The sequence below is a fragment of the Paracoccus pacificus genome, assembly GCF_042680785.1.
In the GTDB taxonomy this organism is placed as follows: domain Bacteria; phylum Pseudomonadota; class Alphaproteobacteria; order Rhodobacterales; family Rhodobacteraceae; genus Paracoccus; species Paracoccus pacificus.
Genome location: NZ_JBHUEN010000003.1, coordinates 38355 through 50791 on the forward strand (window position 1 = coordinate 38355; position 12437 = coordinate 50791).

Here is a 12437-nt window from a genome sequence, read left to right on the forward strand (position 1 = left end):
CGGCATCCTGACCTTGCTAATTTTGCTTTGTGGCGACCGGCGTCGGCGCCTGCGTAAACCATTCGCTGGGATCCAGCGTTTCCTTGTCGCGTCGAAGCTCGACATACAGTGTCTCGCTTTGTCCGGCCGCACCACCGGCGGCCGCATCCGCGACAAAGCGCGAACCGAATTCCTCTGCCTTCCCTTCGGTCCCCCCCATAAGACCGAGAGGCTCGCCCGCGGCAAGCACGTCGCCGGTTGCACCGAAGACCTGCGCCATGCCGGCGAAGATCAACAGATAACCCTTGGCGGGTTCGATAATCATCACATTGCCGTAATCCAGCAAGGGGCCGCGGTAACGAATGGTTGCGGGCCAGGGCGTCGTGACCAGAGCGCGGGGCTGGGTCGCGATCACCAGACCGGGCCGGCGCACCCCCGCCGCGTCGGGTTCGCGGTATTTCCGCAGCACCGTGCCGGTGACCGGCATCGACAGCGCACCTTTCGCGCTGACGAAATCCCCGGTCGGCGCACCGACATCGTTTTCAAGCGAGGCAAGCCCGGTCGCGAAGGCATCCAGCGTATCGGCCGAACTCAGCAATTGCTGCACCTCTTTCGGATCCTCCAGAAAGCGGACGGGCAGCGAGGATCGGTCGGTGACGGCGCTGGCCAGCAGGCGCCGGGCCTCTTGCACCTGAATCAGCCCTTCGCTCAGCGTTTGGGCCGAGGCTTGCTCCAGCGAGCGGATCACGGCGATTTCCTCCAGCGATGCGCGCAGCCGATCGGCTTCGGCACGCAGCGTCGGGGTGACCGCGGCCATGATCATGCCGGCGCGCGCCGTCGCCTCGGGGCCGTCGGGATGCAAAAGCAGCAACGTCTCGGGCGAGCGTTCCATCACCGTCATCGCGCCGAGCGTGCGGCTCAGCCGATCGCGGTGAAGCTCATAGGATTGGCGGATTTCCTGTTCGCGGACGCCGGCCCGGCGCAGCCCGTCGCGCAGGGCGCCCAATCCGGTTTCATAGGCGCGGATCATCTGGGTCAGCGCGACGACCTGATCGTCGGCGGTCAGGGCCTGATCCAGCATCCCCATGGCCGAGCGAAGCTGTTCCGCCGCCGCGATCGCATCGCGCGCGGCTTCGGTCGTGGCCGAGGCGTCGCCCGCCGGGGTCGCGGCGACTGCGCCGGCGGCGACGCACCATATTGCGGCGATAAAGGACAGGCGGCGCATCAGTTTTGCACGATCAGGCTGGTTCCGGTCATTTCGGGCGGCAGGTCCAGACCCATCAGGTCCAGAACCGTCGGCGCCAGATCGGCAAGCCGCCCGTCGCGCAGCCGGGCGTCGTTTGGTCCGTTCACGACGATGACCGGCACCGGGTTAAGGGTATGCGCGGTATGCGGCTGGCCGGTGACGGGGTCGACCATGACCTCGCAATTGCCGTGGTCGGCGCAGATCACCGCGGCACCACCGGCGCGCCGAAGCGCATCCAGCATGTGGCCAAGCCCCCGGTCCACGGCCTCGCAGGCAAGGATCGCGGCGGGCAGGCTGCCCGTATGCCCCACCATGTCCGGGTTCGCGTAATTGACCACGATCAGGTCGAACCGCCCGCTGTCGATGGCTTCGACCAGCCTGTCGGTCACCTCGTCGGCCGCCATTTCCGGCTGCATGTCATAGGTCGCGACCTTGGGCGAGGCGGGCATGAAACGCTCTTCGCGAAGCTCCGGGGTTTCCTTGCCGCCGTTCAGGAAAAAGGTGACATGCGGATATTTCTCGGTCTCGGCGATGCGAAACTGGCTGAGGCCCTTGCCCGCCACCCATGCGCCCAGCGTATTGGCGACCTGCCGCTTGGGATAGGCGGCGGTCATGAAGGCGTTATGGCGGTCCGAGTAATCGACCATGCCCAGAACCGAGGCCCATTTCGGCCGGATCGCGGTATCGAAGGCGGTGAAATCGGGATCGCCGATCGCCGAAAGGATTTCCCGCGCGCGGTCGGCGCGGAAGTTCAGGCAAAAGAAACCATCGCCGTTCTTGGCACCCTCATAGCCCTCGATCACGGTCGGCTGAATGAATTCGTCGGTTTCGCCGCGATCATAGGCAAGGGCGACCGCAGCGGCGGCGTCGGGCGCCGTCAGGCCCTTGCCGCGCACCATGGCGTCATAGGCGCGCTCGACCCGGTCCCAGCGATTGTCGCGGTCCATGGCGAAATACCGGCCCACGACCGTGCCGACCCGCGCGCCTTCGGGCAGACCGCCGGTCAGTTCGGTCATGAAGCCAAGCGCCGAGGACGGCGGCACGTCGCGGCCGTCGGTGACCGCATGGATGACCACCGGCACGCCCTTTTCGGCCACGGCGCGCGCCGCCGCCATGACATGGGTGATGTGGCCGTGCACCCCGCCGTTTGAGATCACGCCCATCAGATGCGCGGTGCCGCCGCTGACCTGAAGCGCCTCGACGAATTGGCCCAGGGTGGTATTGGTGAAAAAGCTGCCATCCTCGATCGCAAGGTCGATCTGGCCCAGATCCATGGCGACCACGCGCCCGGCGCCGATATTGGTGTGCCCGACCTCGGAATTGCCCATCTGCCCGGTCGGCAGTCCGACGTCCGGGCCAAACGTTACCAAGGTGGCGTTGGGGCATGTGGCGCGCAAACGGTCGTAATTCGGCGTCTCGGCCTGATCCGGCGCGCTGGTCCCGGGCCGGTCCGAAATTCCCCAGCCGTCGAGAATGCAAAGAACCACGGGGCGAGGGGGCGCGGACGGGCGGGATGAGGTCATGGCGTGCCTTTCATTGCGCCCATGTTTTACGCGCCGCGGCGTCCGTCGGCAAGGCGGCGCCTCGGCATCGGCGGGGTTGGCCCGCGCCACCGCACGGCAAGTTGTTCGCCCCCGGCGTATGGTAGGTTGTTCGCATCACCGTGTGGCAGGTTGTTTCCGTCTGAGGCACCGCCACGATGCGCGGTCCCGGCATCCGCGGCATCAGGTCTCGCGGAAGGCGCGGACGAAATAATCGGTGAACGGCTTCAGCAGATAGGCGATGGGCGACCGCTCGCCGGTGCGAATATAGACCTCGACTGGCATGCCCGGCACAAGCTGCAACCCGCCGAGCTTGTCGATCTGGTCCGGCAGCAGCGTCACCTCGGTCCGGTAATAGGGGATGCGCGTCGCCTCATCGACCACCGCGTCGGCGGAAATGCGGCTGACCTGCCCGTCGATTTCGGGTGTCGTGCGCGACGAGAACGAGGCGAAGCGCAGCGTCACCGGCTGGCCCACGCTGACTTCGTCGACGTTGATCGGCGCGACCCGGGCGCTGATCACCAGCGGCCGGTCTTGCGGGACGATATAAAGCACCGGTTCGGCCGCCCGGATCACCGAATGCGGGGTCGTCACCTTCAGTTCATAGACGATGCCGGATGCCGGCGCGCGGATGTCGAGGCGCGCGATCTGATCGGTCAGCGAGCGTCTACGCTCGGCCAGTTCCAACTCGCGATAACCCATCTCGCGCAGATCCGTCTCGGCGGTTTCGCGCCGCTCGGAGATCTGCTGAAGCCGCACGATGCCGATTTCGGTGCGCTTGGTCTCGGCCTGCGCGCGGGCGGCGATCATCTGCCCCAGCTCACCGTCCAGCGAGGCGGCCTCGCGTTCAAGCGCAAGGACACGGGGCTGCTGCGCCAGACCTTTTGCAAGCAGGCTGCGCTGATCGGTCAGTTCCTTGTCGATGAAGGCGCGCTGATCACGCAGCGCCTTGCTTTGGGCGTCGATGCCGTTGATCTGGGCTGCGACCTGTTCCGACTGCTTGTCCAGCTGCTCGATCGCCTGGCGCAGGGTCTCGCGGCGGGCCTCGAACAGGCTGGTCTGGCCCTGCATCAGGGTCTGGATCTCGGGCCGTTCGGCGGCATTGTCGATCAGATCGGGCGGAAAGGTGATGGTGTCGCTGTCGGCGCGCTCGGCCTCCAGCCGGCCGCGGCGGGCCAGCAGTTCGAAATACTGGCCCTCGACGATCGCGAGTTCGGTTTTCAGCAACGATCCGTCCAGCCGGATCAGGATGTCGTCGGCCTGAACCTGCTGCCCCTCGCGCACGAGAATCTCGGACACAACGCCGCCTTCGGGATGCTGAACGACCTGGCGGCGCTGCTCGACCTCGACCTGACCGGGCGCGACCACGGCGCCGGCGATGCTGGTCATCGCCGCCCAGGCGCCGAAGCCGCCGACGAAAAGGATCAAGGACAATATGCCCAGCCACACCGCGCCGCGTGCCGACCAAGCCGGCCGCTCGGGGATCGGCTCGGGTTTGGGGATCGCGGTCGAAGGCGGCGGGGCGTTGGCCGGAGGTGGCGGGTTGCCGGTCGTCGTCGGCAGTTTCGCGACCGGCGCCGTGCCAAAGGCCGGCAGCCCGCCGCCCTGGCCGCCACCCTGACCGCCGCCCGGATTGGAAGGATCACTCATGTCACCCCCCCGCCCAGACCCTTGGACCGCACGATTTCCTCGGCGTTGCGGGTGCTTTGACGCAGAACCTCGTCGCGCGGGCCAAAGCTGCGCACCACGCCGCCGGACAATACCAGAAGCATCTCGCATTCGTGGATCGCGGCGGGGCGGTGGGCCATGATGATCACCGACCCGCCCCGCGCCTTGATCGAGCGGATCGCGGCGTTCAGCGCTGCCGAGCCTTCGTTGTCGAGGTTCGAGTTCGGTTCATCCAGAACGAACAGCACCGGGTCCGAGTAAAGCGTGCGCGCCAGCCCGATCCGCTGGATCTGACCGCCCGACAGCCGGCCGCCGGTCTGGGTGACGGGCGTGTCATAGCCGTGCGGCAATTCAAGGATCATCTCATGCGCGGCGGCGGCCCTGGCCGCGTTCACCACCCGCTCGGGATCGGGTGAGGCGGACAGGCGCGCGATGTTTTCCGCGATCGTGCCGTCAAACAGCGTCACCTGCTGGGGCAGATAGCCCATGAGCTGGCCCAGAACATCGGGGTCGTATTGGTCCAGCGTGGCGCCGCCCAGCCGGATCGTCCCGCCCGCCGGGGGCCATGCGCCGATCAGCGCCCGCGCCAGCGTCGATTTGCCGGCACCCGAGGGTCCGATCACGCCAAGCGCCTGACCCGGTTCCAGTTTGAAACTCACGCTGCGCAGGGTGGCGCTTTGCTGGCCCGGCGGCACCACCGACAAGCTCGATACCTGAAGCCCGCCCTGCGGACGCGGCAGCGCGGTGCGGTCGGGCTGCGGCGGCCGGCGCGACAGCAGGTCGGCCAACCGGTTCCAGCCGTCCTTGGCGCGTTGAATGGTGGACCAGCCGCCGACGATCTGTTCGATCGGCGACAGCGCCCGGCCCATCAGGATCGACGAGGCGATCATCGCCCCCGGCGTCAGTTCCTGCCGCAACACAAGCCACGCCCCCGCCGCCAGCATCGCCGATTGCAGAAACAGCCGGAAGGTCCGCGAAAACACGCTGAAGCTGGTGCTGCGATCGGCGTTCTCGACCGTTGCCGCCGTCGCTTCGTCGCGCGACTTCCGCCAGCGGCGAAACGCGGCCGAGCGCATGCCGAGCGACTGGATGACCTCACCCTCATCCCGGTAAAGGTCGTTCATCCGGTCGGCCTGACGCGAGGCGATCATCGCCCGTTGCAGCGCATGTTCGCTGAAAAGCTGGTTCAGATAGGTGGTCAGCACCAGAAGCAGGCAGCCTATCGTGGCGACGATGCCCAGAAACGGGTGAAACAGGTAGACCGCCGCCAGAAACAGCGGCGCCCACGGCAGATCGAACAGCGCGAGCACCAGCGGCGAGGTCATGAAGCGCTGGATCGCGTCCAGATCGCGCATGCCGCCCAGAATGACGTCGCCATTCCCGCTGACCGCGCCATCCTGAAGCGAGGCCGAGAAAACCCGAAGCTCCATCGCGCTTTGAAACTGCGCACCCACGCGATGCATGATGCGGTTGCGGGCCACGTCGATGAGGCCCATCAGCAAAAACAGAAAGCAGACCAGACCGAACAGCGCGGTCAGCGTCTCGACCGAGCGGCTGGACAGCACCCGGTCATAGACCTGAAGCATGAACAGCGGGCCGGTCAGCATCAGAAGGTTGGCCGCGACCGAAAAAATCCCGACCGACAGGACGAGCGACCGCGCCTTGCGCCGCGCCGACCGCAATTCGCGCAACCCGATCACCGTATTTGGCCGAAACGCCATTCAATCCCCGATTCGATACGCAAACGGTCTAGCTGAAAATAGTTACCAGATTACTGCCGGGATCAGAAATGCCGGGTCGAGCATCCTGTCATCCGCCCGACATGGCCTCATTCAGCGCGCGCGTCAATGGATCCTCGGCCGCGGCTGGCGCGGGGGCGGGCGCCTGTCCGGGGATCTGGTCGCTGCTGGTCACGCTGCCGGGGGTTCGAGGCGCGCCGCCACCGCTGCCGCCCCGGTTGGCCGCGGCCTGCGCCTGACCCTGACCCAATGCCTCGGCCAACGCCTGCGCCAGCGGGTCGCTGCCGGCCACGTCCGAAGGCGACGCGCGCGATCCGATCACGTCGCCGCCGCCATTCGGCGCAAGCGCGTTTAGGGGCTCGGGCGGAAGGCCTTCGTGAATGGCCTCCATCACCGCCTGCCAGATCTCGGCCGGCAGACCGCCGCCGGTCACGCCAGTCAGGGGCGTGTTGTCGTCATAGCCCATCCAGACGCCGGTAACATATTGTTCCGTAAAGCCGATGAACCATGCGTCGCGATAGCTCGAGGTGGTGCCGGTCTTGCCCGCGGCCTCTCGTCCCGGCAGTTTCGCGCGTCCGCCGGTGCCGTTCTGGATCACCTTTTCCATCATCCAGATCAGTTCACCTGCGGCTTTTTCCGAGATCACCCGCTGGCCCATGCCGCCGGTCTGGCCGATCAGCGGCTGGTCATCGCCTTTGATCCGCAGCTCGACCAAGCCGTAAGGTGTGACCGAGGAACCGCCGTTGCGAATGCCGGCATAGGCGCCGGTCATCTCCAGCAGGGTCGATTCCGACACGCCAAGACCAAGGGCGGGGCCGCTGGCAAGGTCGTTGGCGACGCCGAAACCCTCGGCCACGCGGCGGACGGCATCGCGGCCGGCCTCTTCCTGAATGCGGATCGTCGCGGTGTTGAGCGAGCCCGCGAGCGCCTGCGTCAGCGTCACCTGACCCTTGTAGTTTCGGGTGTAGTTCTTGGGTGACCACGGCCCCGATCCGGGAATGTTGATGGTCAGCGGCGCGTCATCGACGATGGTATTCGGCGAATACCCCTCGTTCAGCGCGGCGGCGTAGACGAAGGGCTTGAACGACGATCCGGTCTGGCGAAGCGCTTGCGTCGCGCGGTTGAACGACCCGTCCGCCGCCGCGCCGCGCCCGCCGATCATCGCGCGGACCGCGCCATCGGCGGACATCACCACCACCGCCGCCTGAGCCTTGGAGTTGCCCTTGACCTTGGTGTCGAGGACCTGCTTCAGCGCGCGTTCCGCCGCCCGCTGCACGCGCTGGTCAAAGGTCGTCAGGATGGTGACATCCTCGGTCGTCTCGTTGGTCAGAAAGCCGGGGCCTGAATCCATCACCCAATCGGCGAAATAGCCGCCGGCGCGAGCCGCCGCGGCCTTGGACAAGACCGCCGGGTTTTCACGCGCGGTCGCCAGTTGCTCGGGGGTCAGATAGCCCTGTTCTTCCATCAGACCAAGGATCAGATTGGCCCGGTCCTGCGATCGCTGGAGGTTGTTCGTCGGCGCGAAATAGGACGGCGCCTTGAGCAGGCCGGCCAGCATCGCGGCCTCGGACGGGTTCACGTCCTTGGCGCCCTTGCCGAAATAACGCTGGCTGGCGGCCTCGAAGCCGCGGGCACCGGCGCCCAGATAGGACCGGTTCATGTAGATCGTCAGGATCTCGTCCTTGCTGTACTTGGCTTCCAGCGCGAAAGCGAAGGGCACCTCTTTGACCTTCCGCCAGACCGAGCCGACGCGGCAGTCGGCCTCATAAGCCGCTTCGTTCTTCCATTTCGCGGGGTCGTATTGGTCGCCCAGACACAGCAGCTTGGCGACCTGCTGGGTAATGGTCGAGCCGCCGTTGCCCTCAAGCGGGCCGCGGCCGGCGGCAAGGTTGATGCGGACAGCGCTGACGATACCGCGCGGGCTGATCCCCATATGGCCATAGAACCGCTTATCCTCGGTCGCGATAACGGCCTGTTTCAGGGCCGGCGAAATCTTGTCCGAGCTCACGTCGCCAAAGGTTTCCCCCCGCCAGGCAAAGACGTTGCCGCTTGCGTCCAGCATGGTCACCGATCCGCGGGCGCGGCCGTCCAGCAATGCCGACAATTCGGGCAGGCGGGAATAGTACCAGGCCGTGGCGGCGCCGATGATCAGCGCGACGACAAGCGCGGTGCGCCAGAACGTCCCCCAGACCACCCGCCAGATCAGCGAGACGAACCCGGTGATGCCACGGGTCACCATGTTGCCGCGCTTGGGCCGTGCGGTGCCGCGCCGGCGCTTGGCCGGGGGTTTGGCCGCCGGTTTGGTCGAGTTCTGCGCCGCTGATTGCCCGGAATAGCGCTGATCCGCGACCATTGGCCGCTTCGGAGTAGTCGGTTTCGTCATTAATCCTGCCGATGCCAGTAACGGGCGTCTCGCGGCCCGGTTTCGCGCAACTTTACAGAATCTTCTGCGCAAAGCGAAGTCCCGACATCGGTTGCGCGCGAAGTCGTGTGATTCCCGGACTGCCGATAAAACGGGCAAAGCCCCCGGCGATTGCCCTAAGCCGGGCAATTGCCCGCATCGGCCGTGCCGCGACCGGGCGCCGACCTTGCCGCGGATCGGACCGCCGCCCCTTCTGGCGCTGATGCTTAGGGGGCGAAGGCCCGGATTGACGGTAATTCGAGGACAGGATGATCATGACACCAAAACCGCAACTGCGCCTTTCCGGCGCCCCGTTCATGGCGATGGCGATGCTGGCGCTGGCCGCCGTGCCGGCATTCGCGCAGGACGCCGCCGACGCCACCGTCGCGGCGGCCGAGGTTGCCGCCGCCACACCTGTCCCGGACAAGGGCGACACCACATGGATGCTGGTCTCGACCATTCTGGTCATTCTGATGACCATTCCGGGGCTCGCCCTGTTCTATGGCGGTCTGGTGCGGGCCAAGAACATGCTTTCGGTGCTGATGCAGGTGTTCATCGGCTTTTGCGTGATGGCGCTTTTGTGGGTGGCGTTCGGCTATTCGCTGGCCTTCACCGGCGTCGGCGCGGCGGCCGATGCGACGGCGACGACGCCCTTCATCGGCGGTCTGTCCAAAATGTTCCTTGCCGGGATCACCACCGAATCCGTGGTCGAAGGCTTCTCGAAAGGCGTCGTCATTCCGGAATTGGCCTTTGTGGTGTTCCAGCTGACCTTCGCGGCGATCACCCCGGCGCTGATCATCGGCGCCACGGCCGAGCGGATGAAGTTCTCAGCGGTGCTGGTGTTCATCGTGCTGTGGTTCATCTTCGCCTATCTGCCGATGGCGCATATGGTCTGGTGGTGGGGCGGTCCCAGCGCCTATGACGCGCCGGCGGGTTTCCTGTTCAGCAAGGGCGCGCTGGACTTTGCCGGTGGCACGGTGGTCCATATCAACGCCGGTGTCGCGGGACTGGTCGCCGCCATCGTGGTCGGTCCGCGCCTTGGTTATCGCAAGGAGCTGATCACCCCCCACAACCTGACCTTCACCATGATCGGCGCATGCCTTCTGTGGGTCGGCTGGTTCGGTTTCAACGCCGGCTCCAACCTTGAATCGAACGGCCTGACCGTGCAGGCGGTGCTGAACACGATCGTCGCCCCGGCCGCCGCAGCCCTTGCCTGGATGGTGGGTGAATGGATCGGTCGCGGCCATCCCAGCATGCTGGGCGCGGTTTCGGGTGCGGTGGCCGGTCTGGTCGCCGTCACCCCGGCCGCCGGCTTTGTCGGCGCCGGCGGCGCGATCTTCATCGGTGTCGTCGCGGGCTTTGTCTGCCTGTGGGCCGTCGTCAAGCTGAAGATGTGGCTGAATTACGACGACAGCCTTGACGTCTTTGGTGTGCACGGCGTCGGCGGGATCGTCGGGGCGCTGCTGACCGGCATCTTCGCCAACCCTTCGCTGGGCGGCTCGGGGGTCTATGACTATGCGACCGATTCGGTCGCGGCCTTCTCGACTTCCGGCCAGCTTACCGCGCAGTTCATCGGCGTGCTGACCGCCGTGGTCTGGTCGGGCGTGGTGTCTTTCGTGGCGCTGATGATCATCAAGGCGGTGATGGGGCTGCGCGTCACCGAATCGGACGAGCGTGAGGGGCTGGACCTGACCACGCATGGCGAGCGCGCCTATAACTGACGTCCTCCCACCGAAAACGGAAAAGCCCGGCGAATGCCGGGCTTTTTTTCATTCAACGCCAAAGATCCCGATACGGTCAGGCGACCCGGGCCACGACGAATCCGGCCAGATCGGACAGCATCCCGCGCAACGCATTGTCGGGCAGGGGCGCCAGGGCGTCACGCGCCTTTGCCGCCCAGTCGAGCGCATCGGCCCGCGCCGCCTCCAGCGCGGCGTGGCGGTTCATGATCGCCATCGCCTGGGCCAGATCGCCGTCCTGCTGATCGCCTTTTTCGATGGTCCGCACCCAGAAGGCGCGTTCCTCGGCCGAGGCTTTCGCCACCGCCTTGATGACCGGCAGGGTCAGCTTGCGTTCACGGAAATCGTCGCCGACATTCTTGCCGATGGTTTCCGCGGTCCCGGTATAATCCAGCAGATCATCGACGATCTGGAACGCGATCCCCAGCGCATCGCCATATGCGTAAAGCGCCTTGACCTGCGCCTCGGGCGCGCCGGCGATCACGCCGCCAACCTCGGTCGCCGCCGAGAACAGCGCGGCAGTCTTGCCCCGGACCACCTGAAGATAGATCGCCTCGTCGGTCGCAAGATCCTGCGCGGCGGTCAGTTGCAGCACCTCGCCTTCGGATATCGTGGCGCTGGCATTGGCCAGAATGTCCAGCACCCGCAGGTTGCCGGTCTCGACCATCAACTGGAAGCTGCGCGAAAACAGATAGTCGCCGACCAGCACGCTGGATTTGTTGTCCCATAGCAGGTTGGCCGTCGGGCGGCCGCGTCGCTGGCTGCTTTCATCGACCACATCGTCATGCAAAAGCGTGGCGGTATGGATGAATTCAACCGTTGCGGCCAGATGGACGTGATAGGGGCCTTCATAGCCAAGCATCCGTGCCGCCGCCAGCGTAAGCAAAGGCCGCAGGCGCTTGCCGCCGGCCTCGACCAGATGCGCCGTCACCTCGGGGATGCGGGGGGCGTGGCGGCTGGCCATGCGGTCCCGGATCAGCGTGTTCACCGCCGCCATGTCATCGCCCAGCGTCGCCGCCAACCGATCCAACGGCTTTGCAACAGTTTCGCTTACGCCCATGCGTCTCACCTTTCGCTATGCAATGCCATTGCCACGGTATCGACTTGGCCGCAACCGTCGCCTAGGTTCACGGCATGAAAGAACTGCTGCGCAGCAACGATCCGGTCACCCTGTCCATCGCCACCAGCATCCTGCGCGGCGAAGGGATCGAGGTGTTCCATCTGGACCAGCATGCCAGCATTCTGGAGGGCAGTATCGGCGCCATCCAGCAACGCCTTATGGTCGCCGACCGCGATCATTTCCGGGGCAAGGCGATCTTGCGCGACCATGGCATCGAAAGTTGAGAAAACCGGGCCGGAAACCCGGGTCGACGGTTTTTTGGGCGGAAAGCTGGCGATCGAACAGCCGGTCAGCGGCTATCGCGCCGGTGCGGATGCCGTCATGCTTGCCGCCGCTGTGCCGGCGCGAACCGGTGACCGGGTGCTGGAGCCCGGTTGCGGCGCCGGTGCGGTCAGCCTGTGCCTTGGCCACCGGGTGCCCGGTCTGGCGCTGACCGGGATCGAGCTTCAGCCCGAATACGCGGCGCTTGCGCGTCAGAATGCCGCACGAAATGCCATAGATTTGCGGGTCGTAACCGCCGATCTGACCGATCTGCCGGCCGGGCTTCGCGCCGAAACCTTCGATCTGGCGATGATGAACCCGCCTTATTTCGATGGGCGCGATACCGCCTCGCCGGGTCAGGGGCGGGATCTCGCCCGCCGCGAATCGCTGTCGCTGACGGCTTGGGCGGACGCGACGCTGCGCCGGCTGCGTCCGGGCGGCCGCCTGATCATGATCCACAGGGCGGCGCGTATGGCGGACCTGCTTGCCGCGGTCCAGACCCGCGCCGGGGCGATTCGCATCCTGCCGCTGACCGCCCGGCAGGGGCATCCGGCGGGGCGGGTCATTCTGGGCGCGGTCAAAGGCGCGCGGGGGGCGCTGCAACTGCTTTCGCCGCTGGTTCTGCATGCGGCCGAGCGGCATTTGCGCGACGGCGAGGACCTGAGCCCGCAGGCCAGCGCGATCTTGCGCGACGGCGCGCCTCTCAACCTATGGGCGTAAGCCATGTTGGCGAAGGATTGCAC

At 66.2% G+C, this 12437-nt stretch carries 9 protein-coding genes; 3 read left to right on the forward strand and 6 right to left on the reverse strand.

The window, feature by feature from the left end; all coding sequences use genetic code 11:
* Nucleotides 1-16 precede the first annotated feature (16 nt).
* The 5 genes from ACFSCT_RS00315 to ACFSCT_RS00335 form a co-directional block, all read right to left on the reverse strand.
* Nucleotides 17-1204 (reverse strand): murein hydrolase activator EnvC family protein, encoded by a 1188-nt coding sequence (locus ACFSCT_RS00315; protein ID WP_379139296.1) that lies wholly within the window; start codon nt 1202-1204, stop codon nt 17-19.
* Entirely contained in the window at nt 1204-2748 is a 1545-nt protein-coding gene (gene gpmI, locus ACFSCT_RS00320; protein ID WP_379139297.1) for a 2,3-bisphosphoglycerate-independent phosphoglycerate mutase, read from the reverse strand. The genes ACFSCT_RS00315 and gpmI overlap by 1 nt, the downstream gene beginning before the upstream one ends.
* Before the next feature lie 201 nt (nt 2749-2949).
* Complete coding sequence (locus ACFSCT_RS00325) at nt 2950-4416, reverse strand: HlyD family type I secretion periplasmic adaptor subunit (protein ID WP_379139298.1); 1467 nt, start codon at nt 4414-4416, stop codon at nt 2950-2952.
* Nucleotides 4413-6155: a type I secretion system permease/ATPase gene (locus tag ACFSCT_RS00330; RefSeq protein ID WP_379139299.1), complete on the reverse strand. Its 1743-nt coding sequence runs from the start codon at nt 6153-6155 to the stop codon at nt 4413-4415. Before ACFSCT_RS00330 ends, ACFSCT_RS00325 begins: the two co-directional genes overlap by 4 nt.
* Before the next feature lie 88 nt (nt 6156-6243).
* Entirely contained in the window at nt 6244-8556 is a 2313-nt protein-coding gene (locus tag ACFSCT_RS00335) for a transglycosylase domain-containing protein (protein WP_379139300.1), read from the reverse strand.
* A gap of 293 nt (nt 8557-8849) precedes the next feature.
* Here ACFSCT_RS00335 and ACFSCT_RS00340 point away from each other — a divergent pair, with 293 nt between their 5' ends.
* Nucleotides 8850-10295, forward strand: a complete 1446-nt coding sequence (locus tag ACFSCT_RS00340; RefSeq protein ID WP_379139301.1) for an ammonium transporter — start codon at nt 8850-8852, stop codon at nt 10293-10295.
* Between the two features lie 76 nt (nt 10296-10371).
* Here ACFSCT_RS00340 and ACFSCT_RS00345 read toward each other — a convergent pair whose 3' ends face one another.
* The gene (locus ACFSCT_RS00345) at nt 10372-11373 is read right to left on the reverse strand and encodes a polyprenyl synthetase family protein (protein WP_379139302.1); all 1002 of its coding nucleotides are present in this window, start codon (nt 11371-11373) and stop codon (nt 10372-10374) included.
* 74 nt (nt 11374-11447) lie between these two features.
* On the opposite strand from ACFSCT_RS00345, the gene ACFSCT_RS00350 reads away from it, so the two are divergent.
* Together ACFSCT_RS00350 and ACFSCT_RS00355 are read left to right on the forward strand one after the other, a co-directional pair.
* The gene (locus tag ACFSCT_RS00350) at nt 11448-11657 is read left to right on the forward strand and encodes a putative signal transducing protein (protein WP_379139303.1); all 210 of its coding nucleotides are present in this window, start codon (nt 11448-11450) and stop codon (nt 11655-11657) included.
* The gene (locus ACFSCT_RS00355) at nt 11641-12414 is read left to right on the forward strand and encodes a tRNA1(Val) (adenine(37)-N6)-methyltransferase (protein ID WP_379139304.1); all 774 of its coding nucleotides are present in this window, start codon (nt 11641-11643) and stop codon (nt 12412-12414) included. The genes ACFSCT_RS00350 and ACFSCT_RS00355 overlap by 17 nt, the downstream gene beginning before the upstream one ends.
* Nucleotides 12415-12437 lie beyond the last annotated feature (23 nt).